The organism is Stenotrophomonas sp. BIGb0135, assembly GCF_024810105.1.
In the GTDB taxonomy this organism is placed as follows: Bacteria; Pseudomonadota; Gammaproteobacteria; order Xanthomonadales; family Xanthomonadaceae; genus Stenotrophomonas; species Stenotrophomonas maltophilia_AB.
This window is the reverse complement of sequence record NZ_JANUDX010000003.1, coordinates 38,892-63,080: the sequence shown is the minus strand read 5'-3', so window position 1 is coordinate 63,080 and position 24,189 is coordinate 38,892. Positions and strand designations below refer to the sequence as shown.

Here is a 24,189-nt window from a genome sequence, read left to right as displayed (position 1 = left end):
TGACCCATGGCACGAGTAAAGCGTGGCGTACAGGCGCGTCGCCGCCACAAGAAAATCCTGACCCTGGCTAAGGGTTATTACAACGCTCGCCGCAAGGTCTTCCGCGTTGCCAAGCAGGCCGTGATCAAGGCGCAGCAGTACGCCTACATCGGTCGTAAGCAGAAGAAGCGCAATTTCCGTTCGCTGTGGATCACCCGCATCAACGCGGCTGCCCGCATCAACGGCCTGAGCTACAGCCGTTTCATGAACGGCCTGCTCAAGTCCGGCATCACCCTGGACCGTAAGGTTCTGGCTGACATCGCCGTGCACGACGCAGCTGGTTTTGCTGCACTGGCCGAGAAGGCCAAGGGCGCACTGGCGGCATAAGTCCATTCCCCTGCCGTTGCCGTTCACGCGCAACGGCTGTGGGTAAGGCAAATGCATGGGGAAGGGCGCAAGTCCTTCCCCATTCTTTTTTGTGTTGGCGGTGGCCCTCCCGGTGCCATCGATCGACAGCGGTGGCGACGGGGGTCGGCCCGACGCGCATCGCGATGGCATACCGACGCGAGGCTCCGGCTATCCATGAGTGACATCCAATCCCTGACCACCCAGGCACTGGCCGACGTGGCCGCCGCCAGCAGCCCCGACGCGCTGGAAGCCCTGCGCGTGGCCCTGTTGGGCAAGAACGGCAGCATCACCGCCCAGCTCAAGCAGCTCGGCGCATTGCCGGCCGATGAGCGCAAGGCCGCCGGCGAAGCCATCAACCGCTCCCGCGACGCGCTGACCACCGCGCTGGCCGACCGCAAGGCCGTGCTGGACGACGCTGCCCTGGACGCACGCCTGGCCGCCGAAGCGATCGACATCACCCTGCCGGGGCGTCGCGCCGATCGCGCTGGCCTGCACCCGGTCACCCGTACCCTGGAGCGCATCACCGAGATCTTCGGGCGGCTCGGTTACGAGCTCTCCGAAGGCCCGGAAATCGAAGATGACTGGCACAACTTCGAAGCCCTGAATTTCCCGCCGCACCACCCGGCGCGCGCGATGCACGACACCTTCTATTTCGGCGATGGCCGCCTGCTGCGCACGCATACCTCCGGGGTGCAGGTGCGCTACATGGGCGAGCACGCCCCGCCGCTGCGCATGATCGCCGCCGGCAAGGTCTACCGCAGCGACAGCGACCAGACCCATTCGCCGATGTTCCACCAGGTCGAAGGCCTGCTGGTGGATGAGCATTCGACCTTCGCCGACCTCAAGGGCACGCTGTCCGAGTTCGTGCGCGCGTTCTTCGAGCGCGATTTCGAGATGCGCTTCCGTCCCAGCTACTTCCCCTTCGTCGAGCCCGGCGCGGAAGTGGACATCGCCTGGCAGCAGCCCGACGGCAGCACCCGCTGGCTGGAAGTGCTCGGCTGCGGCATGGTCCACCCCAACGTGCTGCGCAACGTGGGCATCGATCCGGAGCGCTACACCGGCTTCGCCTTCGGCCTGGGCGTGGAGCGCTTCGCGATGCTGCGTTACGGGGTCAATGACCTGCGCGCGTTCTTCGAGAACGACGTGCGGTTCCTGAAGCAGTTCGCGTAAGCACGTCGGCGTAGGGCCGGGCCATGCCCGGCTGGATCGGATCCAAGACCATCACGGCCCAGGCGCATGCGCCGGGCCCACCAGGGTGACACCATGAAATTCTCTGAAAACTGGCTGCGCAGCCACGTTCCCGCATCGGCCTCGCGCGAAGAACTCAGCGCGGTGCTGACCGCCATCGGCCTGGAAGTGGAAGAGGTCACCGCGCTCGGCGCGGGCCTGGACCACGTCGTGGTCGCGCGCATCGTCTCGGCCGAGCGTCATCCCGAAGCCGACCGCCTGCAGATCTGCCAGGTCGACGCGGGGCAGGGCGAGCACCTGCAGATCGTCTGCGGCGCGCCGAACGCACGCCCGGGCCTGCTTGCGCCGCTGGCCATGGTGGGCGCGCAGATCGGCACGCTGGCGATCAAGCCGGCCAAGCTGCGCGGCGTGGAGTCCAACGGCATGCTGTGCTCGGCCAAGGAACTGGGCCTGGACAGCGATGCCTCGGGCCTGTTCGAGCTGCCGGCCGATGCGCCGGTCGGCCAGTCGCTGGTCGAGTACCTCGGCCTGCCCGACGCCAGCATCGAGATCAAGCTGACCCCCAACCGTGCCGATTGCTTCAGCATCCGCGGCATCGCCTTCGACGTGGCCGCCGCGTGCGCCAGTGAAGTGGTGCCGTTCAACGCCGCGCCGGTCCCGGCGGTAGGAACGCGCGAACTGACCGTTGCACTGGCCGCAGGCGCCGAGGCGCCGCGTTACGTCGGTCGCGTCATCGAGGGCATCAACGCGCGCGCGGCCACTCCGCTGTGGATGGCCGAGCGCCTGCGTCGCAGTGGCGTGCGCCCGGTGTCGCTGCTGGTGGATATCACCCAGTACGTGATGCTGGAGCTGGGCCAGCCGATGCACGCCTTCGACCTGGGCACCCTGCAGGGCAGCATCGGCGTGCGCCGTTCGCGTGCCGGTGAAGCGCTGAAACTGCTGGACGGCCGCGATGCAGCGCTGGACGACAGCTTCCTGGTCATCACCGACGCCGATCGCCCGATCGCGCTGGCTGGCCTGATGGGTGGCTTCGACACCCGCGTCACCGATGACACCACCGCCGTGTTCCTGGAGGCGGCGCACTTCGCGCCCGCCGCGATCATGGGCCGTGGCCGCAAGCTGGGCCTGCATACCGATGCCGGCCACCGCTTCGAGCGCGGCGTCGACCCGGCGCTGCCGCGTACCGCCATCGAGTACGCCACCCGCCTGGTCCTGGACCTGGCCGGCGGCACCCCGGGCCCGGTCACCGAAGCGCTGCGTGCGGCCGACCTGCCGGCGACCGCCACGATCGCCCTGCGCCGTGCACGCATCGCCCGCGTGCTCGGCATCCAGATCGCCGATGCCGAGGTCGAGCGCATCCTGCGCGCGCTGGGCATGGACGTGGCGGCGGCCACCGACGGCTGGCAGGTGACCGCGCCGAGCCGCCGGTTCGACATCGCGATCGAAGAAGACCTGATCGAGGAACTGGCCCGCATCCACGGCTACGAGCAGATCCCGACCACGCTGCCGGGCGGCGCATCGCGCATCGCCATGCCCAGCGAGACCCGCCTGGACGACCTCAGCGTCCGCCGCCAGCTGGTCGCGCGGGACCTGCAGGAGACCATCAACTACGCCTTCGTCGACGCCGGCCTGCTGGGCCACTGGCAGTTGCAGGGCGACGTGGTGGCGCTGGCCAACCCGCTGTCGGCCGAACTGGCGGTGATGCGCCCGTCGCTGCTGCCGGGGCTGGTGGCCACGCTGGGCCGCAACGCGGCGCGCCAGCTGGGCCGGGTGCGCCTGTTCGAACTGGGCCGCAGCTTCCACCCGCAGGCCGGCGACGGCCAGCCGGCGCCGCTGGAAACCCAGCGCGTGGCCGCCGCCGTGTGCGGCGATGCGGATCCGCAGCAATGGGGCCTGGCCACCCGCAAGGTCGACTTCCATGACCTCAAGGGCGACCTGGAATCGCTGGCCGCCGCCTCCGGCGCGGTGCTGACCTTCCAGCCCTCGCAGCGCCCGTATGGCCACCCGGCGCGTTCGGCCGATGTGCTCCGCGATGGCGTGGTGCTGGGCTGGATCGGCCAGGTGCACCCGCGCCTGGCCAAGGCCATGGACATCGACGTGGACGTGTTCGCCTTCGAGCTGGACCTGGCCCTGCTGGCCGCGCGCCAGCTGCCGCGTGCCAGCGAGCTGTCGCGCTTCCCCTCGGTGCGCCGCGACCTGGCCTTCCTGGTGCCCGAGGCCGTCGCCTGGGCCGACCTGGAGGCCACCCTGCGCCGCGCCGTCGGCCCGTTGCTGCGCCAGGTCACCCTGTTCGACCGCTACGTCGGCCAGGGGGTCGAGCCGGGCTTCAAGAGTCTCGCTATGGGCTTGATTTTGCAGGACAAGTCGCGCACTCTGACGGACCGCGACGTGGATTCGGTAGTGGCCGAGGCGGTCTCTGCCATGGAGCGTGAACACCACGCCCGGATCCGCGGTTGAGCGGGCAGCATGGGGGATAGCAGGCAATGGCATTGACCAAGGCTGAGATGGCCGAAAAGCTGTTCGACGAAGTGGGTCTGAACAAGCGCGAGGCCAAGGAATTTGTCGACGCGTTCTTCGATGTGTTGCGAGAGGCATTGGAACAGGGACGTCAGGTGAAGCTGTCCGGCTTCGGCAACTTCGACCTGCGGCGCAAGAACCAGCGCCCGGGCCGCAACCCGAAGACCGGTGAGGAAATTCCGATTTCCGCCCGCACGGTGGTCACCTTCCGTCCGGGCCAGAAGCTCAAGGAAAGGGTAGAGGCATATGCTGGATCCGGGCAGTAACCGCGAACTTCCGCCGATACCGGCCAAGCGCTACTTCACCATTGGTGAAGTCAGCGAGCTGTGCGACGTCAAGCCGCACGTGCTGCGCTACTGGGAGACCGAATTTCCCAGCCTCGAACCGGCCAAGCGCCGCGGCAACCGACGTTACTACCAGCGCCACGACGTGCTGATGGTGCGCCAGATCCGCGGCCTGCTCTACGAGCAGGGCTACACCATCGGCGGCGCGCGCCTGCGCCTGGAAGGTGCCGGCGCCCGCGACGAATCGGCGCTGAGCAACCAGATCATCAAGCAGACGCGGATGGAGCTGGAAGAAGTGCTTCAATTGCTGCGTCGCTGAACAAATACGCGGATAAAACCGTTATACTCGTCGGCCCGCTGAGAGGCGGGGACATTGCCAGCATCATCGGGGCGTAGCGCAGCCTGGTAGCGCATCTGCCTGGGGGGCAGAGGGTCGTCGGTTCAAATCCGGCCGTCCCGACCAAACTGGTAATGAAAACAAAGGCCTACGCAGCAATGCGCGGGCCTTTTTTTTGCGTCACCCTATTGTCCCCCTATTCTCCCCCTATCGAACCAGCACGCTGCCGGTCTGCACTTCCTGCCAGGGCGTGTCGTGGCCTTCCAGATAGTGCTCGGTCATCGACGTGGACGAGTGGCCCATCAGGCCCTGGACCTGCTCGATCGCCCAGCCCGATTCGCTCAATAGCGCGCCGCCCAGGCTGCGGATCTCGTGGAAGCTCGGCGGGTTGTCGCCGCTGATGCCGGCCGCTTCGCGCGCGTCCTGGAATGCGCGGGTGAGCTGCTCCGGCATCACCTGCGTGTGGTGCTGCCGCGCCGATGCGCGCTTGTCCGAGGGCCGTGCGCGGTCAGGCAGGCGATGCACCACGAACGGCGACAGCACCGTGTCGCGCGCCTGAGCCAGCAGGCCGGCCAGCTGTTCGCCGACCCGGATCTTCAACTTCACCAGCGTGCTGCCCTCGGTCTTCTGCGGCACCACCCACAGGTAGCCGTCGCGCACGTCGGCGAACTTCAACGACACCACGTCCTCGCGGCGCAGCAGGGTGACCAGCGACAGGTCCATCGCCAGGCGCAGCCACGGCTCGGCCTTCTCCCAGATCGCCGCATAGACCTCCCGGGTCAGTCGCGCGCGCTTTCGCTCGTGCTGGAACCGGCGGGTGGCCAGCACCGGGTTGGTGTCGATCCAGCCCTCCTGCACGGCGCACGCCATGATCCAGCCCAACACCAGCCGGAACTGCTGACGCGCGCGGTCGGACTGGGTCACCCCGCGGATGAACTCGGCGCAGTCCTTCACCGTCACGTCCTCGACCGACCGGCTGCCGATGCTGGCCTCGGTGCGGCGGATGACGCTTTCGTAGACCTCGGCCGTCTTCGGGGCCCAGTTGCGCCCGGGCACGTCGTCGCGGCGGAACACCGCGATCGCGTCGGCCACCGTCTCGCGCGAGCCGATCACCTTGTCCACCAGGTCGTTGCCCGGCAGCAGCATGGCGTTGAGCTTCTTGGCCGCGGCGAACGCCTTGGCCTGGTCCCGGCCCATGAACGTCTCGCGCCGGGTGGTCGGGTGGCGGTATTTGAACCCGCCCTTGTTCGGGTAGAGGTTGTCCGGCCAGCCCTGACGGCCGGCGCTGCGCTTCCGTGGTGACATGTTCCTATCCTGCTTTCAGTACGCGCTCGACCAGGTCATCCCCGTCCGAGAGCCATGCGTGTTCATCGATGAACCAGGTGCCGCCCACCTTCTTGCCGGGGATCTTGCCATCGCGCAGCCAGCGCTGCAGGGTGGCGATGCTGGGCCGGCTGGAGGCGTCGAAATAGCGCAGCAGCCACTGGTCGGTGGTGAGAAGGTTCATTGGCGGCCTCCGGTCAGTTCGCGGCCAGGGCAGCGCGCAGCTGCTCCGTGACCTGGTGCGCGGCGTCCCGCAGGCGCTGGTTCTCGGCGGCCAGCTCGATGATCCGATCGGCCGCCGCGATCAGGTTTTTCCTGAGCACATCCTTGGTCGGTTGGATGAGCCTTCTTGGTTGCTTCGGGAAGAGGAGTCTATTCACGCTCCCTCCGGGTCTGGAAGATGTCGCCACACCAGGCGTTTACGGATTTGCAGGACGAGTGATCCAGAAACCCCATAGGATTTTCCGACGACTGAGGAAGAACGTTGGTCAGCTCGGATTGCTATGACGTTCTGTTCGGTGAGTTTTGCCTGAGGTAATGCCCTTCCCTGAGCGTAGCGGCGTGGCAGCGGTGAAACTTCATCGAGCCGCGGCGGGAGGTGGGTCCATGCCTTCCTATGCAGAATTTGATTTGCTGTGCATTCCGCAATACCAAAGCGGCGTGAAACTTCTACGGAAGTAAGGCCGCTGGCGCGTATGGCGTAGACATCGCGATCCGTAAGAACTGCATGGGAGTGCCTCTGTCCTGCTGGATAGTCCTGGCGGCCCTTCTTCCTCATGTCGTCCATGTTGTCCTGGGGCGAACCCAGGAACAGGTGATCAGGGTTCACGCATGAGCGCGTGTCGCATCGGTGGCAGACAAGTAAGCCAGGCGGAATCGAGCCGCGATGAATCATCCATGAGACTCGGTGTGCAGGCTGCATGCCTCTGCCAAGCTTGATGGCGCCATAGCCAGAGCTACTGACTGCAGCCATCCACAGCCAGCAACCCGACTCCGTAACAGCCTGATATTTTTCATCGAAGATGTCGGCCACTTCGGAAAGCGGCCTCTGCCTCCGGCCCTCGAGGTGGTTCTGCAGCTCAGCCATGCGCCACCAGCCTTGCCGCCCGCCGCCAGCACCAGCGCACCGCGCGGCAGAGGGCGACGACCAGCCACACGGTCAGGAAGCCGATGACCAGCATCAGGGCCAGCACCAGGTACTTCGCCAGCCAGATGGTCAGGGCGTCAGTCATTGTTGGGCTCCTTGAATCTCAGCAACAGCCGGGACCTTTACGCGCATGTTGCGCGGCGGCTTGACGGTGGAGAGGGTGGTGGGCGGGGGGATCTTGAGGCGTGCGCGGATTCCCCCGCTCTTTGTTCTGTTGTGGTCAATACAACGATCAGAGCAGAATATGACCACCTTTGAGAAACCCCCGACGAATAGCGCTTTGAAGCCCGCTGCCTGTGCTGCCTGTGCAAGATGGCACCCAAATCTCGGCGGTTCATCAGCCGAAACGGCGCGAGCTTCGCCACATGCAGCGCAGCACACGAAGAACTCAACGCTCATTGGCCCACCCCCGGCGCTGCATCGCGTTGATCGATCAGGGTGGCAAGGATCTGTGCGTTTCGCTCCGCGTCCGGACCGACTAGATTGGCGACGACCTGATTGCCATCGCTGAGCTGATAGCAGGTTTCGAGCGTACGCAGGCTCCAGCCGTCAGGAATTGACCCCAGGTCGATGCCCTGCGCGGGCCGGGCGGCGTAGAGCCACGCATTGATCGTGTCGATGTGCTTCTGGACGGGGTGCCGCGATTCCTTGTGCGCAATGACAGCCACTGCTGAGATTGCCGAAACGACTTCCTGCGGAACACGGTCACGGACCTGCGCCACCGGCTGGCGGGCGGCGATGGCGGCGGCCGCATCCTTTTCGATCTGGTCAGCGAACGACAGCGAATCGTCCAGCGCCCCGCACCATGCCGCCTTGTGCGGCGATACGGCGAAGGCTTCGAGATTCTTGACGATGCCTGCGGCCAGCCCACGAACCTCCAGCCACTGCGCCAGCGCATCCCCCTGCACCTCGCCAACCTGCGCAGCACAGCCATCGATGCGACGGATGATTTCATCCTTGTATGCCATCGCCGCGTCGTGCTGGCCCTTCGTCCCGTACCTGCACGACCGCGCATACACTTCGAGCGCGCAGTTCAGCAGCTCGTCGGTCGGCAGCGCTCGGCAGCGCTCGACAACGTCATCCGGAAGGACGCCAACCTGCTGCTTGCCAGTTGCGGCAAGGGCTTTCCACGCGGCGAACCAGACATCCCAGTCGTTGTCCACGTGGGGGCTCACATAAGAACTGGTGCCCCAAGTGTCGGGAGTCAGATCGCGGCCCTTCGCCCACTCCTCAAACAGCTTGCGAGCATCGTCAACATCGCAATCCACCCCCTGCTGCTCGGCCAGCTCTGCGGGCTGCGGGTGGGTGAACAACGGCCGTTTCGTGACCGCGCCGTAGGCGTCACCGTATTCGCGATGCACCTCGGCGATAACTCGATTGGCGGATGCTTCGTTGGTCTCGCAGGAAACCACCCCTGCCTGCGCCGACTCCACCAGCCACGCCGCCGGCACCGCCTCACTGATCTTGGTGTCAGACATTTCCCTTCTCCATTGCTGCGTCGATTTGCTGTTCCCACTGCTTTGCGAGCATTGCGGCGTCGTGCCAATCAGAGGGCTTCGAGGTTTCGCACGCCTTGTAGTAAGCATCAAGAAAAAGTGTGTAGGCACTGCCAGAACAGGCCGCACGCAACCCCTCAACCTCGGCGCGACTCGCTGCGAGGGCGGTGCGGAGCTTGTCGATTTCACGATCACGCCATCCAAGCTGCTCCGCGATGTCAGATTTCCTATGTAGACCCTCGGCGGTCATGGCTTCGACATGGCGGCAGTAGTAGCCACCGTCCTTGTCGAGCTGCATGGGGCAAACTTCCGGATAAAGCGCCACAGCCTTGGTATCAGTAGTCATGTCCGCTTCTCCTTCTTCGCAGCGATGCGTTCGTTGGCGCCGCCTTCGATTCCCTTCCGGCGGCTGATGGTCGAGCGGTTGATCGGCGTATTGCCCAGGCGCTGGATCTTGCCGCCCTTGCGCTCGAAGGCGGCCACGTCGGCTGCCAGCTGCAATGCCTCGGCGGCCTTCTGGCGCGCGGTCGGGCTGTCGTACAGGACGAGTGCGTGGATGCTGGTCATGCCGTGCGCTCCAGCTCGGCCAGCAGGGCATCCGCCTGAGCGATTGCCCACCGAGCCTTGAGCTCGCCAACGGCTTGAGGGCTATCCCAATTGAACGGCCCGTGGTCTGCGTTTGGCACCCAAGTGCCCATGCCTTGCATCACCATCGCGGCGATCAGCTCGCGCTTGGTCAGGCCGCCCTCGGACGGCTTGATGTTCTCCAGCATTTCCCATCGCTCTGCCCAAACATGTGGCGTCGGGTAGGCCAATTCGTCAGCGTTGCTCATGCGATGCTCCTCATCGGCTCGCGGCGCACAGGCCCGAACCACAGGTTGGTGAGGTTGGACAGGCGGATCAGTTCCGGGTCCCGCTTGAGCGCCGGCAGCGGCGTGCGCAGCCGGCGCGCGTCGTTGGTGCACATGGCGCAGGTGGGTTCCTTGCCGCGCCGCCCGGCGTTGGGGAACGCCGCCAGCGGCAGACGACGACTGCAGGCGGTGCAGCGCTTCGTGTCCATCAGAAATTCAGGTCGTCGTCGGCGAAGTCATCCACCGGCGGGCGCGAGAGCGGGGTGTGCGCCTCGCCGCGGCTCCCATAGCCAGTCTCCCGGCCGGTGCGTTGCGTCCGCTGGCCGCCGCCGCGCTGCCGGTCGGGCTTCCAAGTGTCGACCTGCGCGTACCACTTCCCGCTCTGCGCCACCTTGATATCGGCGTTGATCCACTCGCCGTCCTGCTGCTGCAGCCAGGCGATCAGCTCTTCGCGCTTCATGGAAATCTGCGCGATCACGTACTCGGGGGCGCCGTCGCGCGGCTGCTTGACCAGCAGGCCGTCGATGAATTTCTTGTCGCTCATGCTGCGTCCTTGAAGAAGATGGCGCGGGCGGCCTGGTACTCGGTCAGGAACCGGTCCAGATGGGCCTGCAGCTTTTCGGTGAAGCCGTCCGGGGTAACGCGCACCAGCAGCGGCTCATACCCCGGGCAAAAGGAAAGGAAGTCCCACCACTCGCGGCCGGTGATGATCAGAGAGCCGTGAACCTGGGGCTTGTGCTCGTCCGGCACGCCGCCGGCGCGCAGCCACTTCACGTGGGTGGGACCGTCCGGGCACTTGATCTCCAGGCCACCGGGCTTGCCGATCAGGCTGTCCGGGCTGCAGCCCAACGTGCCGGCGTCGTTGAGGATGAAGCCGACCTGCTGCGGCACCACGTCCTGCTCAAAGGCGTAGTACTCGCGAGCCTCGGGCTCCAATTCCTTGCCGCGCAGGGTGTGCCGATTGCCGCCGAACGACTCGCCGGCCTCGGGCCGCATCAGCTCATCGATCAGCTGGTTGATGTAGGTGTCGGCCGCGGTGGCGTACTCGCCGCGCTTCGGGGTGATGATGCTGCTGAATTCGCTGGCGGTCGGGACGCCCTTGCGCGCTGCATACCACTCCACCGAACCCTGCTCGACGTCCAGAATGCGCATGGCTCAGTCCTTGGGGGTCACGCGGGCCTTGGCCCGGTTGAACGCGTTGCGCACGTCGGCCGGCAGGTTGGCAGCGCCGCCGTAGTCCTTGAGCAGCTCGGCCCGCTTCGTCTGGTACTGCTCGGGGTGTTCCAGCTCGTTGGCGACGTCGATCCAGTTGACGGCCTTGTCGTCCAGCTTGGTGCCGCCCAGCAGGCCATCGTCGTCCTCGCCGTGGGTGGTGAGGTTCAGCAGCGCCCCGGCGGCGTAGCGCTTGCCGTAGCTGACGCTGGAACCCACCGACTGCACGCTGTTCTTGGAGCCGCTGGTGTCCGCCGGCAGCAGAATCTCGGTCTGCTCGCTGTGGCCGTTCTTGTGCGCCAGGACACCGGTCACGCGGACCATGTTGTCCTCCGTCAGCGTGCGGAAGGAGAGGGCAAAGCCGAACTCCTGCAGCACCGGCTTGATCGCCGCGTTGATGTCCTCCCACAGCGCGTAGGTGCTCTGCACGTTGCCGGAGCGGTCCTTGATCGCGCCGCGCTCCTTGATCGACGGCAGCTTGGGCTGCATGCCGGCCAGGGCAGAGGTGTAGGCCGCTGCCGACTCGCGGTCCAGCAGGCGCTCGTGCATCTGCATCAGGCGCTCCATCTTGTCGATATCGGCGTTGGGGTCGGTGGCCACGCGCTCGATCATTGCCAGCATCGAGTCGGGCGCGGCTGCCGCATGGGCCGGCGCGAGCTGCTGCGCATCGGCCGTGGTGGTGGTGATCTGGTTCATGGGTGCCTCTGCGTGGAATAGGTGCCGGCATTGGGGACCCGGCCGGCGCGGGTGGTGCTGCCCGTGGGGAGCGGGCAGCGGGAAATCAGGACCAGGCCGCCGGCCAGCACAGCGCGCACGCAAGCGCGGCGGTGATGCCGTAGCAGGTAGCGCAGGCGGCGAAGTCGGACCAGCTGCGGCAGCCGGTGGCGGTCAGGAGGCGCATTACTCGATCACCTCGTGGCGGCGAGTTACACCACCCGAGATAAGGCAGTCTTCAGCTGACTGTTCTGTAAGGTGGACAGACATGTGACCATCGAGGTACTGATTCACCCAAATCTCTTTCGTCTCAGGCTTGATGCGGTAGTGGTCGGCAGGCCATGGGTAGGACAATTCCTCCATGTCTCTCCACACCCCGTAGTGGTCGCGCCACTGAATCACCTTCCCATCAGCCAGCGCCTGCACCAGGGGCAGGTAGTCTTTCGCGTTGTCCTTGTTCATCAGGCTTCTCCCGTGGCTTTGGCGATGGCATTTGCTGCCTGCTCCTCAATAACCTTGCAGAGCTCATAGGTAAGCGGGAAGCCCTGTGCACCACGCCTGTAAACATCCAAAAGATCAGCAAGCGCCCCTAAAAGCTCCGGCGCGGCGGCTATCAGGCGGGCGTTGGCTTCCAGTTCTGCGGTGTCTTCCTCGTACGTCCGGTACTCGGGGATATCCGCAACGATTCGGCTGTTGTCCGGGCCGACAACCTCGCAAATCCAGTGGCTCGGGTTTCCCCACTTGCCGTCTACGAACGTCTCATCGAGGTGCCAAGGCCCCGGCGTGTGCTTACTGGTCATCGTTCGAATCCTCTGCGCAGAGGCCGTTGATTGCCTCGTGGTTGTTTATCTCGATATCCGCGTTGCCCAGCAGCACCCCGTCCATGCGATACTCGGTGACGGCGAGGCCGGGCGCGATGGGCGGCTCGATCTGCGGAAATCCGAATTGATCTGCCAAGGTTCGACGGCCCTTAAACTGCTCGGCGAAGGCAGAGTCCAGGTGGGCGCGGATGGTCATGCATCCACCTTGCTGGGCCGCCAGTGCGTTGGGGTGTAGTAGACGTACATGCTCATGTCCGGAAACCACCACATCGGGCGGAATTCCGGGCCGCGCTGCTTCTGGATCAGGAGCTGCTCGTTGCGGGGACCACTGGCGTCATCGATCTTGGTGACGACCACTACGCCCAGAGGCGCAGTGCTGATGGGATTCCAATTCATCACAAAGCTCCAACAATCAGAGAGAAGGCCACCCCGAAGCAGAACGCGAGGAAGTAGGCGGCCATGTGGCCGATGGCGTAGCGGTGCGCGGCGCGGTCGGCGGCGGTCACGCTGCACCGCCTTTGACTAGGGTGAGGGCGGCGCGTGCGGCAATCAGGCGCTTCCGATCCTCCATGCGCTCATCACGCGTCAGTTGTGGGCCAGCGCGGCAATACGCCTCATCAAGCCCTTCCAGCGCCTCGATCAGTTCGGCGACTGCGGCGATGGCCGACTCGATACGGTCCCAGCGCTCGCAGTCGATTTCGTCACCATCGGGTCGGCAAGGCCCAATCCACGCCAACTGGCTCCTAAGCACCGCCAGCACATCGACATGCCGGCTCATGCATACACCGCCTGCAGCGCCCAAGCCGCCTCAAGGTCCGATTCGCCCAGCCCGCGCTCCCAGCGCTTGTGGTTCTGATCGTCCAGAAGCTCCTGAACGTGGCGGTCCATCGCGGCGCGGTACACACGCATCAACGCCTCAGCATCGCCAGCGGCCAGCGCCCGGCCAACGCCCGCGCATTCCTCGTCGTTCAGCACCAACTCGGCGATCACCTTGGCGTTGCTGGTCAGGGCGGACACCGCCTCGACGGTCCGATCCAGAACCGCCGGGTGCGCAACCCGCCGGCCGGCTCCGTCGTGATCCAGGTACACCGGGTTGAGGAGGGCTCTCATTCCTCACCCCGCACGTGCTTGGCCGCGTCGTAGCTGGCGTCCATCTCTGAGGCCAAGAACTGAGCCTCGCGGTCCGACTGCCGGGCCATGTACGAGACAAGGCCGCTGACCCGGATGCAAAACAGAACCCAGCCACCCAGCGCTGCCAGTGCGAGCAGCGTTAAAACGATCACGACGGCGATGAAGTCCATGGATATCTCCCGAGGCAAAATGACATTTACTGACCGACGGCGAGCACTCATTTCGAGGCTTGCCTGCGAATTCGTGACTTGTTAGATGAGGAGACGCCCGCGTATCTGCCCTTGTTCCTTCGGTCGCGCATGTTCTGCGCATGGGTTCCGAGGAAAAGGTGGTCCGGGTTGACGCAAGAAGGGGTGTCGCACTTGTGGCAGACGCACATTCCAGTGGGGATCCAGCCCTTATGTCGCTCGTAATAAAAGCGGTGGGCGAGCTGGAATTCGCCGCGTGCGCCAAGCGCGATGCGCCCATAACCGGAAGAGTTGATGTGGCCCAGCCACAGCCAGCACCCAGACTCGGTTACGGGCGTGTGGTCATTGATCGATTCGGAGCGCAGCGGTCGCTGCGACGGGCGGCGGGCCCGATTGCGGACGCGTTCGCAGGCCTTGCAGCGATAGTCGTTGCCGCGCACCTGCCAGGCCGAACGCTCGAACGGCTGGTTGCACTTGCTGCATGTGCTCAGGTTGGACATCGGATCGTTCTCCAGCCCCGCCTCGGATGAGGGTGTCGTGGGGCGATGGAGAAAGTAAACCATCGGTTACCTTATGGAGTCAACAAAAAGTTACTGTGGGCCCGCAGTAAATTATGAATGCCTTTCTATTCGTTCAGATTCTGGCAGTTGGGTTCAGCAGCAGGGCACTGTAGAGATCGTCGTCAGGGTCGTACGATCGGATGCGTTTCTCGGACCCTGGAACGGCATCCAGCACCACGGTGCCGTTGTCGTAGACGAACGCGGTTTCATGCTTCATAAACCCCAGAGGTCGGACGAGGACGACGGCCTCCAGATCCGGGGCACTGCTGATCCTGAAGCCTGCGCGCAGGAGGATGCAAAGCCTCCGAAACCCACGGGCTTCAGTCGGTTCCAAGGCGCACCCTTGGGGAGCCACTCAACTGGATCTGCTGCTCAAGCATCTGCCGTAGCGCCTGAATCTCCCGCTTGGCGTCCTCGGCGGCCTGAATCGCCTTCCTGGCGTTGCGCCTGGCACCCCAAGCTTCGAGGGTTACCCCCAACAGAAGAACGATGGTTAGCCATTGGAAAACGGTCATTTGGTCACCCGTATCGAGAGCGGAGAAGGCCGGCGTCCTCAAAGGCCACGCCGTCGCGCATGCAGTCCTCGGCGCGCTCGAGGTCCTTGTGTAGCTGGATCAGGTCGTCGTCCGGCAGCTGCTCGATGTCCGCCAGACCAAAGCAGGCTTGGTCTATGACCATCTGCATCGGCAGGCCCCAGCGTCTCCGGAAGTGCCGGATCATCCTGCAGTGGGAGTCCCGCACCATCGCATCCATGCGGACGCCCTGAGGCTCCGTAGGCTCGATGGGAACGACTCGCAGGGCAGGGCGCTGCTGCGCCTCCCCCCCGGAGTGCGGCGGTCCTAGCCGCCAGCCGCTGCGCGAGTTCCTCGAACTTGTCCTTCTGCATCCTGTGACCCCCTGATCCGCTTCGCCAGTACCTTCGTTAGGTCGAAGACATTGCCCGGCTGGACCTCCGCGCCGAACTCTTCGACCACCTCAAACGCCGTTTCCAGAAGAACCTCGTCACTGATCCACTCCGGTGGGTCACCGGTGAAGTCCAGGTAGTGCCGGAGCACTAGAACCGACGCAGCCAGCTTGCCGAAGTCCGGTCGCGCTGCCTGAGACGACGGACGCTCGGTCAAAGAGCGCGGTCCTTCCCCTGTAGACAGCCAGCGTGGGCTGACCGAAAAATGCCGGGCCCAGCCGGTAAGGAACACCCCATTGGGAGTTTGGTTCAGTCCTTTTTCCAGCCGGCCAACGTACTGCTTCGTCGTCCCGACGATGTCAGCCATCTGTTGCTGGGTCATCTGCGCGGATCGCCGCAGCTCCTCTAATCGGGCGCCAATGCTCATGTAACGAATGATTGACGGAAACGTGGAAATCATGGTTGACTTCTCCCAGTAACCGATGATTTACTGGAGCCATGAACCCGACCCTTGCCCAAGCCAAAACCGCCCTCGGCATCGAAACCAATGCCGATTTCGCCCGCTTCCTTGGCCTTCCCAGGCAGTCCATGACCGGCCGGGATGAGAACAAGCCGATCCCCGACGGCTGGTGCTGGCGGGCTGCCCAGAAGCGCCCCGATTTGTTCTCGCCGGCTCCGAAGGCGTCCCGTCGCCGCAAGGCCGCCGCTGCCTGACATGCGCACCTCACCGGCCACCGCTGGGGAAGGGCACCACGGTGCCGCTGCCGGGAGCCGGCGGGTTCTTCCGCTCCACCTGCGTGATCTTCACCCGATCGCCGTAACGCCTCAGCACGAACAGCCGGCCGGCAACCGGGACCAGCTCTACGACACCGCTCGACCGCTTCAACTCTGAATTCACTTGGCTCAATCCGTTGTGGGTTGGGCCTTTATTCCGCCCTAAGGCGGTTGGCAACGATAGGAAACGCATGGAAACGCTTGGCAACCAAAGTTCGCTCCCCCTCGCATTCGGCGTCCACCACGCCGCGAAGGATGCGCCGTCACAGATCGTCCGGCAGATCGAATCGGCAGCCCATGCGCTGGCCGTGATGATCCGCGCCGGCCACCACAAGCTGGACTACGTGGCTGCCTGCGTGGGCAAGTCGCGGTCGTACATCTCGCGGATGCAGAACGGCGTCCGCCCGATCCCCGAGAAGCTGGTCGGCCCGCTGTGCGCCGCCACCGGCTCCAATCTCCTTCGCCAGTTCCTCAGCCTGCAGGCCGCCCTAGAGGGCATCTGCGAGGTCGAGCGCCTGGCCGACCTGATGAGGTCCGCCAATGAAGAAGTCCGAGTGCCTGCAAAGGCTGGACGAGTGCATCCGGGTTATCGAGTCCAGCCCGCCCATGACGCGCGAGCAGATCGTCGCGCACCTGTCCCGATGCGCGCACGAGCAGGCCAGGGCGGAAGCCCGGCGCTCGGCTACGCCGCAGCCTGACCTCCTGGGAGCTGCGTAGTGGCCCGCATCCGAACAATCAAGCCTGAATTCTGGAAGCACGAGGACCTGAGTGCGCTTCCGGAAATCACGCACATGCTCGCGGCGGCGCTGCTCAACCACGCCGATGACGAGGGGTACTTCAACGCCAATCCTGCTTTGGTCAAAGCCGAGTGCTTGCCGCTCCGTGAGTACTCACTGAGTACGCAGGAAATGCTCAATCAGCTCTCAAACGTTGGCTACATCGAGCTCGGTGCGGGCGCTGACGGAAAACGCTACGGCCGCGTGGTGAAATTTGACGAGCACCAGCGGGTGAACCGTCCGACTGCCAGCAAAATCAAGGTGATACACATCGTTTGGGGTGATGGTTTGAGCACTCACGGAGCGCTCAGTGAGGACTCATCGCCTGAAAGGAAGGGAAAGGAAGGGAAAGGAAAGGAACAGGGAAGGGAACCCACTGGCGTGGGTTTGTCGACAGGCGGCGGCGATGCCGCACCTGACGACCACGCCGACGACGAGGGCGAAGAAGGGCAGCACCTGCTCGGCAACCGCCCGAAGAAGCCGGCAGTGCCCAACTGCCCGCACATGGAAATCATCGACCTGTACCACGAAGTGCTCCCGGAGCTGGCGCAGGTCCGGGTGTGGGAGGAGGACCGCAAGGAGCTGCTGCGAGCCCGTTGGAAGGGGGCGCCGGAGCGGCAGAGCCTGGACTGGTGGCGGGAGTTCTTCACGTCGGTGAGGGACATGCCGTTCCTGATGGGCGAGCGCACGGGGCGCGATGACCGCGCCTTCGCCTGCACCCTGGAGTGGCTGGTCAGGCCCAAGAACTTCGCCAAGGTCCTTGAGGGGAACTACCTGGAGCTGCGCCGATGAACGCCCTGATCGATTCGGGCGTCGAGACGGCGCCCCACAACCTGGACGCGGAGACGGCGGTTCTGGCTGGCCTGATGCTCCACAACGACGAGCTGTCGAACGTGCAGGACTGGCTCTCGGAGCAGGACTTCTACAGCCACCAGCACCGGGTGATCTACTCGGCAATCGTCGCGCTGGCTGGCAGCAACAAGCCCGCTGACGGTGTGACGGTGGGCGAGTGGATCTACGCAAACGTCGCCGATGGCGCCGACGCGCTGGCGATGCTGGCGATCAACCTCGCCTGCGAGGCCTACACCGCCGCCAACGTGGTCAGCTACGCCGAGGTGATCGTTGAGCACTCGCACAAGCGCCAGTTCATCGACACGTGCCAGAAGGCGCTGCAGGCGGCCTACAGCCGGCGTGGGCACTCGGCCGAGGAACTGGCCGCGCACATGGCCGCGCGCCTCAGCTCCATCGCTCCAGTCCGCACCACGGGCCTGCGGCCGTACCGGGAGGTGATGAAGCGGTTCTCCGACGAGCTGCTGGCCCGGCACCGCGACGGCAAGCCCATCGGCATGCCCACGCCGTGGGCCGACGTGAACAAGGCCATCGGCGGCCTGCAGGACGGCCAGGTGATCGTGCTGGCGGCGCGCTCGAACATGGGTAAGTCGGTGATGGGCTTCCAGCAGGCTCGATTCACCGGGCTTCGGGGCGACCCGGTCGCAGTGTTTTCGATGGAGATGGTGGACACCGACGTTGCTGCACGCGATGTGGCAGCGCTGGGCGAGATTCCTTTGCAGTGGGTTATCGGACAGGACCTGAGCGAATCGCAGGGCGACACGGATGGCTATTGGTCCCGTGCCACGGTGGCCATCAGCGACATGATGGGCGCGGCGATCATGATGGACGACGACCCGCAGCTCAGCGCGCCGCAGATCGTTGCCCGCGCCAAGCGTGCGCACGCGCGCAAGCCCCTTCGCCTAGTGGTCATTGATCACCTGCACGAGATGGCGCTGCCCGGTAAGCAGGGCGAGGTGATCGAGCGAGGGCAGGCTATGCGTGACCTGAAGGGACTCGCCAAGTTCCTGCGCTGCCCGGTCCTGATCTTGGCGCAGCTCAACCGAGATGCAGCGAAGGGCGAACGGCCTCAGGTGAAGGATATCCGCGGCTCCGGCGGCATCGAGGAAGTGGCCGACGTGATCCTGTTCGTGCACCGGCCCGATGTCTACAACCCGACCGACCGACCCGGCCTGGTCGAGGTCATCGTGGGCAAGGGTCGAAACATCCAGACGGGCACCGTCGTGTCCCTGCGCAACCAGTACCAGTACCAGCGAGCCGTCGATTGGGACGGACCCGCCTACGAGTTCAACGAAGCCCCGGCAGAGCCGAAGAGGCCGACGCGCCAGCTTGCGCCGCGTCTTGGCAGCCGGCGCGCCCGCCAAGGAGATGACGAATGAGCGAGATCGAATTGAAGGACGCATACATCGTGAAAGATCTGCGGCGCATCGTCGGCACTGGCGAGGGCGAACCAGTATGGATAAACCGCCACCACGCCGAAGCATTGCTGGCCGCCATCGATTCGCTCGCGCCGCAGTGGCAGCCGATTGAGTCGGCAGATGCAGCTACGCCGGTTCTGACGCTTGGTCCCGATGGCATGAAGATCGCCTTTTATTACGACGGGTCATGGGCCGAGCAGTGCGGCGATGAGTTGTTCTGCATCGACAAGCCTACCCACTGGCAGCCGCTGCCCGCTCCGCCGGAGGTGGAGGGATGAGCATGTCATGGGTCCGCAAGAACTATCGGGTTCCGGCAAAGCGCGGCGGCCGGGTGGTGTACACCGGAGAGGGCAAGCCTGAGTTGGGCACGATCCGATCCGCCAGTGGTGGCTATGTCCACATCCAGCTGGATGGCGTGAAGCACACCATGCCGTTCCATCCGACGTGGGAACTGAGGTATCTCGACGGTAGCGCCGAGGTGCAGGGATGAAGCGCACCTACCTGATCGACCCGCAGGGGAACCGTAACTGGCCGCAGGTGATCTCCAACGTCGTGAGCGCCATCAACGACTGGATCAAGGGCGGCCCGGTGCAGATCACGCTGGACGAGCCGAAGCGGAGCCTGGACCAGAACGCGGCGATGTGGCCGGCGCTGACGGACATCGCCAAGCAGGTTCCGCTGGTCATCACTCGTCGCGATGGCAGCAGCCGCCAGGCCACGGCCTACGACTGGAAAGACGTGCTCACCTCTGCGTTCGAGGAAGAAACCGAGTGGGCTCCCGGTCTGCGCGGTGGCGTGGTGATGCTCGGCGCGCGCACCAGCAAGTACAGCAAGCGAAAGATGGGCGACTTCCTGACCTTCATCCACGCCGAATTCTCGGACCGGGTGCAGTGGTCGGACAGCGCCGTGGAACGACTGGCGCAGTTCGCGCCGACCATCAAACAGCAGAGGGCAGCAGCATGAAAATGTGGAATGTTGAGGTCAGCCATGTAGCGGTGGTGCTGGCTGATAATGAGATTGAAGCGGCTGAGGTCGCACGCCGATTCACCCGCGAAATAGTCAGTGATTCTGACGAAGCTCATTGCGTGGTTACCCATGAAGTGAAGGCCATCTCGGACTTCCGTGATGGCTGGGATGGGGCTTGCCTTCCGTATGGAGGAGACGGCAATACGCGTATCAACGAACTGAACCAAGCGCTTCGTTCGGAGGGAGATGCAGCATGAACCTCCAGCAGATCGATGCCGTCCCGGCCATCATCGCCATTTTGTCCTCGCTCGTGCTGGTGTGTGTGAGCAGAGGGTTTTGGGCCAACAACCGCACCTACAGCGAGCGCATGGAAATCATCGGTGCGCTGAGAAAATTGGGTTGGCCGATGGGCGAAGAGGGCGACTACAAGCGGGTTGAGTACCACGACCACTACCGTGAAGTCTTCTGGGGCCGAGATCCACTGAGGCTGTATAGCCCCCGGCTGGTGGCGATCATCAAGGCATATCGCAGTGCGGAGGCATCGGCATGAAATACATCGACGTAGCATTGTTCCTACTGGATGGTCACACCGACCGACTGATGGGTGTGGCCGACCTGGTTGGCGACGTAACAGGAAGCGAGGCAGCGCGGGCAGGATCGATTCTGCCGCTCATTGTGGTGAGCTTCGTTAGCGTGATTCTTGGTTTGGTGCTGCTGATCGTGGCCGCCCCGTTCCTTGCGGTGTGGACGGCCGTATCGCTTATCTGGTCTGCGCTGAAATGGGCGTTCAAGGTTGTTCGCCCGGAGGTGCCGTGATGGCAGCAGTGGCAGCCGCAACCGTTGTCGCAGCTGGATTGGCTTACCAGGCGGATGGCCGCCAACGCAACGTTATCGAGCCTGGCAAGGCTGCGATTCTCATTCAGCCGAATGTTGCTTCCCGCTGCCCGGCTTGCGGATCGCACAGCTACGCTCGCATGCAAGGCGTGGAGGTTTGCAGCTACTGCAGGACTCCGAGGGGTAGCGCATGAACTACCGTGACCGCAGCCTGTTGGACCTGGCCTACCAGCTCAACTGCACCCTGCAGATCGACGGGGTGTGCGAGGGCGGCCCGGGCGAGCCCTGCCACAGCAACCAGTCCCGCCACGGCAAGGGTGGCAGCATCAAGGCCCATGATGTGTTCTTCGCGTCGGGGTGCCGGTGCTGTCACCGAGAGCTCGACCAGGGGAAGCGCTTCACCCGCGAGGAGAAGGCCGACATCTGGCAGCGCGCCCATGAGCGGACCATCCTGCAGCTATTCCAGCTTGGCCTGGTCAGGGTGGCGGCATGATCGTCCTGCCGTGGCCGCCGTCGGTCAACACCTACTGGCGAACCTTCCGGGGCCGGATGCTGATTTCGGCCCACGGTCGGGACTACCGCGTCCGGGCCGTCGCCGCGGCGGTCTCTGCCCAGCGGTATGGCCAGGCCAAGGTCGCCGTCCGCATCGAGGCGTGGGTGCCGGACAACCGCCGCCGCGACGTGGACAACCTCCTGAAGGCTCCGCTGGATGCGCTGGCCCACGCGGGCGTCTACGAGGACGACAGCCAGATCGTGGAGCTGTCCATCCGCCGCGCCGGGCTGGACCGGGCCAACCCGCGCCTGGAAATAACCGTGGAGGGGGCATGAGCGCGCTCAAAACACAGATTGGCGGAAACCACTACCGCGAAGGCGGAGTTCAGCCGGTTCAGTACATCGAGGCCAACCAACTCGGGTTTTTGGAGGGATGCGTGGTCAAGCGGCTGACCCGCCATAACCGGGATACCGGGAAAGGCAGACAGGACATTGAGAAGGCGATCCACGAGCTGCAGTTACTGCTGGAGCTGAGGTACGGGAAATGACACCGGCCTTCCCCCAGTACACCACCCCTGAGCTGGAAATCGTCGCCCGCATCGATCGCGCCCTGGCCGATGAGGTGTTCAGCCTCCACCGGCAGGGCTACGACGTGCGCGAGGTGTTGCACGAGGCCCGCGCCTTCAAGGCCGAGGCCCAGATGATGAAACGTGAAATCCAACGGAGGAAGTCGAAATGACCGACGTTCGCGAGATGCTGGGCCGTCTGAACGAACAGACGGTCAAGTTCGATACTGGCCGGGGTGGCATCCCTGAGCTGACCAATCAGGACATAGCCGCAGCTCTTGCCTTTATCCCGGCAGGGCTTGGGAGGGAGGTCTTCATCGCTTGCCATTGGCCGGACGGGGCCGCGCTGAGCCGGCGCCGGTTGGATGCCCTGTTCAACCATCTGGCGCTGACCGAGTGGCGGAAGCGCATCAACCGCGCCATCGACGCCAAGGTCACGTACGGCCTGGCCGTGGCGCTGCGGCAATGGCAGCGGGCTGAGACGGCTGAGCAGCGGGCCGAGGTGTATCGGGCGCAAGTGGCCCTCGACAAGGCGCGTGAGGACCAGTGGCCCGATAGTCTGCCTGAGGTGCTTCCCAGCCTGCTGCGAACCATCGTGGAGGAGATCGCCTGCCCAAGGAACTGCGGTGCCTGCCGAGGCCGTGGCAACGTCCTGGCCGGCGAGTTGGTCAGGGCCTGTGCGGATTGCGACGGGACCGGCCACACGAAGAACAGCGACGGGTGGAGGGCAAAGAAGCTGGGCAAGGACCCCTCCAACTTCCGGCGAGACTGGAAACCTTGCTACCAGTGGCTGTTCGAGCGGATCCGTGACGCGGAGGCAGAAGCGGCGCATCATATGGCTGATGCTGTGAAGCGGGAGGCTGCATGAACCAATGGGAGTCAATGGGCTCTGCGCCGAATGACGGCGTAATTCTTCTGCGGGTGAGGGCTAAGGAACTTGAGAGGGAGGAGAAGGTCTTCGTAGCAGCACCCTCTTTCAGAGACGGCGTTAAAGTCTGGCTTATCACTGTGGGCTGGGCTGGTTGGACAACTCTGCACAGCGGATGGCAGCCGGTTGGTTGGCAGCCCCTCCCTTTACCTGTCGGCGAGGTCGTGACCTGACCTTGTTTTAGGTGTCATCCTACGCGCGACCAAAGTAGCCCCTGCGAAAGCCGGGGCTTTTTTATTGCCTGGAGAAAAGCCGTGTCAGCCCTTGCCTACGCCGTCTCACTCATCAAGAAGTGGGAAGGCTGCAGGCTGGCCGCCTATCCCGACCCTGGATCCGGGGGTCACCCTTGGACCATCGGTTACGGCGCCACCGGGCCCGGCATCAAGAATGGTGTCACCTGGACGCAGGCGCAGGCGGATGATCGCCTGGCGCTGGATGTGGACCGTTTCCTGAAAGGTGTCCGGTCGGTGCTGAAGAAGCCCGCGACTGACGCCCAGCTCGGTGCCATGACCAGCTTGGCCTACAACATCGGCGTCAAGGCGTTCGCCAATTCCACCTTGCTGCGCAAGTTCAATGCGGGCGATGTGGCCGGGGCAGCAGCGGAGTTCCCGCGCTGGAACCGAGCGGCGGGCAAGGTCATGAAGGGCCTGACCAACCGCCGGCTGGACGAGCAGGGGGTGTTCCGCTCATGAACTGGCAGATCGTGGTGAACGTGGCTGTCGGGGTGCTCATGCCCCTGGTGATCTTCGCTCTGGGCTACATCGTGAGCCTGTCGAAGCGGATCACGGACCTCCGAGTCCTGGTCTCGGACGAGTTCGTGAAGAAGCCCGAGATCACCCGCATCGAGCAGACCATGGCCACCATCAGCCAGACCTGCACCGAGCTGCTCAAGGCCGTGGCCGAGATCAAGGGCGAGATTCGAGGCTCTGGCCGGTGACCGACCGCCTCACGGATCCGCTGGATAGGCTGGAAGCCAGCATCACAGACCTGAGCGCGATGCTCCGCCCGCCGGCCAGCAGCAACAACAACACGCTGCGGATCGAGGGCGCCGGTTCCATCTGGAACGGGATCGCCATTGGGTTGTCCATGGCAGGCGTCATCGCCGGCGCGGTCTGGATCTCCCATGTGGCCACTGCGGTGGATTCCGCATCCCGGCAGGCAGAGGCCTACCAGAAGGCGGTGTACATGCTGGCCCCGCGCTTCGCCGAAGAGATCGACAAAGAGCTTCAGCGCCAGAAGGAGCGCGAACCCAAATGAGCAGCCCGACCCCCATCATCACCCCGCCGACACGGCCCAAGAAGGTCAGCCTTCTTCCGCAGGGCCTGGTACCGGTCAAGGACACCCTGAAGCACTGGACCACCTGGCTGTGGGGCTTGCTGCTGGCCAGCCCGGACGGCCTGTACGCCGCCGCCGCTGCGCTGGGCATGCTCGCCGATGAGGCAATGCCCGGCGCGATCACCACGTTCATCCGGGTGTTCGCAGGGGCCGGCCTGGTCGCCAAGTTCGTGAGCCAGCGGAAGGGCTGA

General features: G+C 64.6%; 50 protein-coding genes and 1 tRNA gene. 25 read left to right on the top strand and 26 right to left on the bottom strand.

Annotated elements, in window-relative coordinates; genetic code table 11:
• The first annotated feature begins 6 nt into the window (after positions 1 to 6).
• The 6 genes from rplT to M2421_RS08075 all read left to right on the top strand — a co-directional run bounded on the left by rplT (position 7) and on the right by M2421_RS08075 (position 4,839).
• Positions 7 to 366, top strand: a complete 360-nt coding sequence (gene rplT, locus M2421_RS08100) for a 50S ribosomal protein L20 (protein ID WP_017355264.1) — start codon at positions 7 to 9, stop codon at positions 364 to 366.
• Between the two features lie 195 nt (positions 367 to 561).
• Positions 562 to 1,557, top strand: a complete 996-nt coding sequence (pheS, locus tag M2421_RS08095) for a phenylalanine--tRNA ligase subunit alpha (protein WP_259205411.1) — start codon at positions 562 to 564, stop codon at positions 1,555 to 1,557.
• A gap of 93 nt (positions 1,558 to 1,650) precedes the next feature.
• Complete coding sequence (gene pheT, locus M2421_RS08090) at positions 1,651 to 4,032, top strand: phenylalanine--tRNA ligase subunit beta (protein WP_259205405.1); 2,382 nt, start codon at positions 1,651 to 1,653, stop codon at positions 4,030 to 4,032.
• A gap of 26 nt (positions 4,033 to 4,058) precedes the next feature.
• On the top strand, positions 4,059 to 4,358 hold the full coding sequence (locus M2421_RS08085; protein ID WP_005410432.1) for an integration host factor subunit alpha: 300 nt from the start codon (positions 4,059 to 4,061) through the stop codon (positions 4,356 to 4,358).
• On the top strand, positions 4,339 to 4,695 hold the full coding sequence (locus tag M2421_RS08080) for a MerR family transcriptional regulator (RefSeq protein ID WP_068853353.1): 357 nt from the start codon (positions 4,339 to 4,341) through the stop codon (positions 4,693 to 4,695). Before M2421_RS08085 ends, M2421_RS08080 begins: the two co-directional genes overlap by 20 nt.
• Positions 4,696 to 4,762: 67 nt before the next feature.
• A tRNA-Pro gene (locus M2421_RS08075) sits at positions 4,763 to 4,839 on the top strand.
• An 81-nt stretch (positions 4,840 to 4,920) separates the two neighbouring features.
• Here the strand turns inward: M2421_RS08075 and M2421_RS08070 are convergent.
• The 25 genes from M2421_RS08070 to M2421_RS07950 form a co-directional block, all read right to left on the bottom strand.
• Positions 4,921 to 6,018 carry a tyrosine-type recombinase/integrase gene (locus tag M2421_RS08070; RefSeq protein WP_259205385.1) on the bottom strand — a complete coding sequence of 366 codons (1,098 nt, stop codon included), beginning with the start codon at positions 6,016 to 6,018 and terminating at the stop codon, positions 4,921 to 4,923.
• Positions 6,019 to 6,022: 4 nt separating this feature from the next.
• Entirely contained in the window at positions 6,023 to 6,220 is a 198-nt protein-coding gene (locus tag M2421_RS08065; protein WP_259205377.1) for a helix-turn-helix domain-containing protein, read from the bottom strand.
• Between the two features lie 13 nt (positions 6,221 to 6,233).
• Positions 6,234 to 6,416, bottom strand: coding sequence for a hypothetical protein (locus M2421_RS08060; protein ID WP_259205368.1), 183 nt, complete (start codon positions 6,414 to 6,416; stop codon positions 6,234 to 6,236).
• A complete protein-coding gene (locus tag M2421_RS08055; protein ID WP_259205364.1) occupies positions 6,413 to 7,123 on the bottom strand; it encodes an HNH endonuclease signature motif containing protein in 711 nt (236 codons plus the stop codon). The genes M2421_RS08060 and M2421_RS08055 overlap by 4 nt, the downstream gene beginning before the upstream one ends.
• Positions 7,116 to 7,268 carry a hypothetical protein gene (locus tag M2421_RS08050; RefSeq protein ID WP_259205362.1) on the bottom strand — a complete coding sequence of 51 codons (153 nt, stop codon included), beginning with the start codon at positions 7,266 to 7,268 and terminating at the stop codon, positions 7,116 to 7,118. The genes M2421_RS08055 and M2421_RS08050 overlap by 8 nt, the downstream gene beginning before the upstream one ends.
• A gap of 310 nt (positions 7,269 to 7,578) precedes the next feature.
• Entirely contained in the window at positions 7,579 to 8,661 is a 1,083-nt protein-coding gene (locus M2421_RS08045; protein ID WP_259205360.1) for a hypothetical protein, read from the bottom strand.
• Positions 8,654 to 9,025, bottom strand: a complete 372-nt coding sequence (locus M2421_RS08040) for a hypothetical protein (protein ID WP_259205359.1) — start codon at positions 9,023 to 9,025, stop codon at positions 8,654 to 8,656. The genes M2421_RS08045 and M2421_RS08040 overlap by 8 nt, the downstream gene beginning before the upstream one ends.
• A complete protein-coding gene (locus M2421_RS08035) occupies positions 9,022 to 9,246 on the bottom strand; it encodes a hypothetical protein (protein ID WP_259205358.1) in 225 nt (74 codons plus the stop codon). Before M2421_RS08035 ends, M2421_RS08040 begins: the two co-directional genes overlap by 4 nt.
• Entirely contained in the window at positions 9,243 to 9,512 is a 270-nt protein-coding gene (locus M2421_RS08030) for a hypothetical protein (protein WP_259205357.1), read from the bottom strand. The genes M2421_RS08035 and M2421_RS08030 overlap by 4 nt, the downstream gene beginning before the upstream one ends.
• Positions 9,509 to 9,739 carry a hypothetical protein gene (locus M2421_RS08025; RefSeq protein ID WP_259205356.1) on the bottom strand — a complete coding sequence of 77 codons (231 nt, stop codon included), beginning with the start codon at positions 9,737 to 9,739 and terminating at the stop codon, positions 9,509 to 9,511. Before M2421_RS08025 ends, M2421_RS08030 begins: the two co-directional genes overlap by 4 nt.
• Positions 9,739 to 10,074, bottom strand: coding sequence for a hypothetical protein (locus M2421_RS08020; RefSeq protein ID WP_259205355.1), 336 nt, complete (start codon positions 10,072 to 10,074; stop codon positions 9,739 to 9,741). The genes M2421_RS08025 and M2421_RS08020 overlap by 1 nt, the downstream gene beginning before the upstream one ends.
• Positions 10,071 to 10,682, bottom strand: coding sequence for a lambda exonuclease family protein (locus tag M2421_RS08015; RefSeq protein ID WP_259205354.1), 612 nt, complete (start codon positions 10,680 to 10,682; stop codon positions 10,071 to 10,073). The genes M2421_RS08020 and M2421_RS08015 overlap by 4 nt, the downstream gene beginning before the upstream one ends.
• A gap of 3 nt (positions 10,683 to 10,685) precedes the next feature.
• Positions 10,686 to 11,438, bottom strand: a complete 753-nt coding sequence (locus M2421_RS08010; RefSeq protein ID WP_259205350.1) for an ERF family protein — start codon at positions 11,436 to 11,438, stop codon at positions 10,686 to 10,688.
• Positions 11,439 to 11,642: 204 nt separating this feature from the next.
• Positions 11,643 to 11,918 carry a hypothetical protein gene (locus tag M2421_RS08005; RefSeq protein ID WP_259205348.1) on the bottom strand — a complete coding sequence of 92 codons (276 nt, stop codon included), beginning with the start codon at positions 11,916 to 11,918 and terminating at the stop codon, positions 11,643 to 11,645.
• Positions 11,918 to 12,256, bottom strand: a complete 339-nt coding sequence (locus tag M2421_RS08000) for a hypothetical protein (RefSeq protein WP_259205347.1) — start codon at positions 12,254 to 12,256, stop codon at positions 11,918 to 11,920. The genes M2421_RS08005 and M2421_RS08000 overlap by 1 nt, the downstream gene beginning before the upstream one ends.
• A complete protein-coding gene (locus M2421_RS07995; protein WP_259205343.1) occupies positions 12,246 to 12,473 on the bottom strand; it encodes a hypothetical protein in 228 nt (75 codons plus the stop codon). The genes M2421_RS08000 and M2421_RS07995 overlap by 11 nt, the downstream gene beginning before the upstream one ends.
• Positions 12,470 to 12,673 carry a hypothetical protein gene (locus M2421_RS07990; RefSeq protein WP_259205342.1) on the bottom strand — a complete coding sequence of 68 codons (204 nt, stop codon included), beginning with the start codon at positions 12,671 to 12,673 and terminating at the stop codon, positions 12,470 to 12,472. The genes M2421_RS07995 and M2421_RS07990 overlap by 4 nt, the downstream gene beginning before the upstream one ends.
• A 106-nt stretch (positions 12,674 to 12,779) precedes the next feature.
• On the bottom strand, positions 12,780 to 13,055 hold the full coding sequence (locus M2421_RS07985) for a hypothetical protein (protein WP_259205341.1): 276 nt from the start codon (positions 13,053 to 13,055) through the stop codon (positions 12,780 to 12,782).
• Positions 13,052 to 13,387, bottom strand: a complete 336-nt coding sequence (locus M2421_RS07980; protein ID WP_259205340.1) for a hypothetical protein — start codon at positions 13,385 to 13,387, stop codon at positions 13,052 to 13,054. Before M2421_RS07980 ends, M2421_RS07985 begins: the two co-directional genes overlap by 4 nt.
• Positions 13,384 to 13,578 (bottom strand): hypothetical protein, encoded by a 195-nt coding sequence (locus tag M2421_RS07975; RefSeq protein ID WP_259205339.1) that lies wholly within the window; start codon positions 13,576 to 13,578, stop codon positions 13,384 to 13,386. Before M2421_RS07975 ends, M2421_RS07980 begins: the two co-directional genes overlap by 4 nt.
• Positions 13,579 to 13,625: 47 nt before the next feature.
• Positions 13,626 to 14,096, bottom strand: coding sequence for an HNH endonuclease signature motif containing protein (locus tag M2421_RS07970; protein ID WP_259205336.1), 471 nt, complete (start codon positions 14,094 to 14,096; stop codon positions 13,626 to 13,628).
• 133 nt (positions 14,097 to 14,229) lie between these two features.
• Positions 14,230 to 14,373: a hypothetical protein gene (locus M2421_RS07965; RefSeq protein WP_259205335.1), complete on the bottom strand. Its 144-nt coding sequence runs from the start codon at positions 14,371 to 14,373 to the stop codon at positions 14,230 to 14,232.
• A gap of 103 nt (positions 14,374 to 14,476) precedes the next feature.
• Positions 14,477 to 14,671 (bottom strand): hypothetical protein, encoded by a 195-nt coding sequence (locus M2421_RS07960; RefSeq protein ID WP_259205334.1) that lies wholly within the window; start codon positions 14,669 to 14,671, stop codon positions 14,477 to 14,479.
• A gap of 4 nt (positions 14,672 to 14,675) precedes the next feature.
• Positions 14,676 to 14,909, bottom strand: coding sequence for a hypothetical protein (locus tag M2421_RS07955; RefSeq protein ID WP_259205333.1), 234 nt, complete (start codon positions 14,907 to 14,909; stop codon positions 14,676 to 14,678).
• Between the two features lie 86 nt (positions 14,910 to 14,995).
• Positions 14,996 to 15,520, bottom strand: coding sequence for a helix-turn-helix domain-containing protein (locus M2421_RS07950; protein WP_259205331.1), 525 nt, complete (start codon positions 15,518 to 15,520; stop codon positions 14,996 to 14,998).
• 38 nt (positions 15,521 to 15,558) lie between these two features.
• Here M2421_RS07950 and M2421_RS07945 point away from each other — a divergent pair, with 38 nt between their 5' ends.
• Positions 15,559 to 15,774 carry a hypothetical protein gene (locus tag M2421_RS07945; protein ID WP_259205330.1) on the top strand — a complete coding sequence of 72 codons (216 nt, stop codon included), beginning with the start codon at positions 15,559 to 15,561 and terminating at the stop codon, positions 15,772 to 15,774.
• Between the two features lie 10 nt (positions 15,775 to 15,784).
• Here M2421_RS07945 and M2421_RS07940 read toward each other — a convergent pair whose 3' ends face one another.
• Entirely contained in the window at positions 15,785 to 15,958 is a 174-nt protein-coding gene (locus M2421_RS07940; protein ID WP_259205328.1) for a hypothetical protein, read from the bottom strand.
• A gap of 67 nt (positions 15,959 to 16,025) precedes the next feature.
• Here M2421_RS07940 and M2421_RS07935 point away from each other — a divergent pair, with 67 nt between their 5' ends.
• The 18 genes from M2421_RS07935 (at position 16,026) to M2421_RS07850 (ending at position 24,189) form a co-directional block, all read left to right on the top strand.
• The gene (locus M2421_RS07935; protein WP_259205326.1) at positions 16,026 to 16,532 is read left to right on the top strand and encodes a hypothetical protein; all 507 of its coding nucleotides are present in this window, start codon (positions 16,026 to 16,028) and stop codon (positions 16,530 to 16,532) included.
• A gap of 18 nt (positions 16,533 to 16,550) precedes the next feature.
• The gene (locus M2421_RS07930; RefSeq protein ID WP_259205325.1) at positions 16,551 to 17,402 is read left to right on the top strand and encodes a hypothetical protein; all 852 of its coding nucleotides are present in this window, start codon (positions 16,551 to 16,553) and stop codon (positions 17,400 to 17,402) included.
• The gene (locus M2421_RS07925; RefSeq protein ID WP_259205324.1) at positions 17,399 to 18,838 is read left to right on the top strand and encodes a DnaB-like helicase C-terminal domain-containing protein; all 1,440 of its coding nucleotides are present in this window, start codon (positions 17,399 to 17,401) and stop codon (positions 18,836 to 18,838) included. Before M2421_RS07930 ends, M2421_RS07925 begins: the two co-directional genes overlap by 4 nt.
• A complete protein-coding gene (locus M2421_RS07920) occupies positions 18,835 to 19,155 on the top strand; it encodes a DUF551 domain-containing protein (protein ID WP_259205321.1) in 321 nt (106 codons plus the stop codon). The genes M2421_RS07925 and M2421_RS07920 overlap by 4 nt, the downstream gene beginning before the upstream one ends.
• A complete protein-coding gene (locus M2421_RS07915; protein ID WP_259205319.1) occupies positions 19,152 to 19,367 on the top strand; it encodes a hypothetical protein in 216 nt (71 codons plus the stop codon). The genes M2421_RS07920 and M2421_RS07915 overlap by 4 nt, the downstream gene beginning before the upstream one ends.
• Positions 19,364 to 19,840 carry a recombination protein NinB gene (locus M2421_RS07910; RefSeq protein WP_259205318.1) on the top strand — a complete coding sequence of 159 codons (477 nt, stop codon included), beginning with the start codon at positions 19,364 to 19,366 and terminating at the stop codon, positions 19,838 to 19,840. Before M2421_RS07915 ends, M2421_RS07910 begins: the two co-directional genes overlap by 4 nt.
• On the top strand, positions 19,837 to 20,100 hold the full coding sequence (locus tag M2421_RS07905; protein WP_259205316.1) for a hypothetical protein: 264 nt from the start codon (positions 19,837 to 19,839) through the stop codon (positions 20,098 to 20,100). Before M2421_RS07910 ends, M2421_RS07905 begins: the two co-directional genes overlap by 4 nt.
• Positions 20,097 to 20,393, top strand: a complete 297-nt coding sequence (locus M2421_RS07900) for a hypothetical protein (RefSeq protein ID WP_259205315.1) — start codon at positions 20,097 to 20,099, stop codon at positions 20,391 to 20,393. Before M2421_RS07905 ends, M2421_RS07900 begins: the two co-directional genes overlap by 4 nt.
• The gene (locus M2421_RS07895; RefSeq protein WP_259205314.1) at positions 20,390 to 20,659 is read left to right on the top strand and encodes a hypothetical protein; all 270 of its coding nucleotides are present in this window, start codon (positions 20,390 to 20,392) and stop codon (positions 20,657 to 20,659) included. Before M2421_RS07900 ends, M2421_RS07895 begins: the two co-directional genes overlap by 4 nt.
• 208 nt (positions 20,660 to 20,867) lie before the next feature.
• Positions 20,868 to 21,170: a DUF1364 domain-containing protein gene (locus tag M2421_RS07890; protein ID WP_259205313.1), complete on the top strand. Its 303-nt coding sequence runs from the start codon at positions 20,868 to 20,870 to the stop codon at positions 21,168 to 21,170.
• Complete coding sequence (locus M2421_RS07885) at positions 21,167 to 21,505, top strand: RusA family crossover junction endodeoxyribonuclease (RefSeq protein ID WP_259205311.1); 339 nt, start codon at positions 21,167 to 21,169, stop codon at positions 21,503 to 21,505. Before M2421_RS07890 ends, M2421_RS07885 begins: the two co-directional genes overlap by 4 nt.
• Positions 21,502 to 21,717, top strand: a complete 216-nt coding sequence (locus M2421_RS07880) for a DUF3310 domain-containing protein (protein ID WP_259205306.1) — start codon at positions 21,502 to 21,504, stop codon at positions 21,715 to 21,717. Before M2421_RS07885 ends, M2421_RS07880 begins: the two co-directional genes overlap by 4 nt.
• Complete coding sequence (locus tag M2421_RS07875) at positions 21,714 to 21,908, top strand: hypothetical protein (protein WP_259205302.1); 195 nt, start codon at positions 21,714 to 21,716, stop codon at positions 21,906 to 21,908. The genes M2421_RS07880 and M2421_RS07875 overlap by 4 nt, the downstream gene beginning before the upstream one ends.
• Positions 21,905 to 22,603, top strand: coding sequence for a hypothetical protein (locus M2421_RS07870; protein ID WP_259205300.1), 699 nt, complete (start codon positions 21,905 to 21,907; stop codon positions 22,601 to 22,603). Before M2421_RS07875 ends, M2421_RS07870 begins: the two co-directional genes overlap by 4 nt.
• Before the next feature lie 314 nt (positions 22,604 to 22,917).
• Positions 22,918 to 23,355 carry a lysozyme gene (locus M2421_RS07865; RefSeq protein WP_259205298.1) on the top strand — a complete coding sequence of 146 codons (438 nt, stop codon included), beginning with the start codon at positions 22,918 to 22,920 and terminating at the stop codon, positions 23,353 to 23,355.
• Entirely contained in the window at positions 23,352 to 23,600 is a 249-nt protein-coding gene (locus tag M2421_RS07860; protein WP_259205296.1) for a hypothetical protein, read from the top strand. The genes M2421_RS07865 and M2421_RS07860 overlap by 4 nt, the downstream gene beginning before the upstream one ends.
• A complete protein-coding gene (locus M2421_RS07855; RefSeq protein WP_259205294.1) occupies positions 23,597 to 23,920 on the top strand; it encodes a hypothetical protein in 324 nt (107 codons plus the stop codon). The genes M2421_RS07860 and M2421_RS07855 overlap by 4 nt, the downstream gene beginning before the upstream one ends.
• Entirely contained in the window at positions 23,917 to 24,189 is a 273-nt protein-coding gene (locus M2421_RS07850) for a hypothetical protein (RefSeq protein ID WP_259205291.1), read from the top strand. Before M2421_RS07855 ends, M2421_RS07850 begins: the two co-directional genes overlap by 4 nt.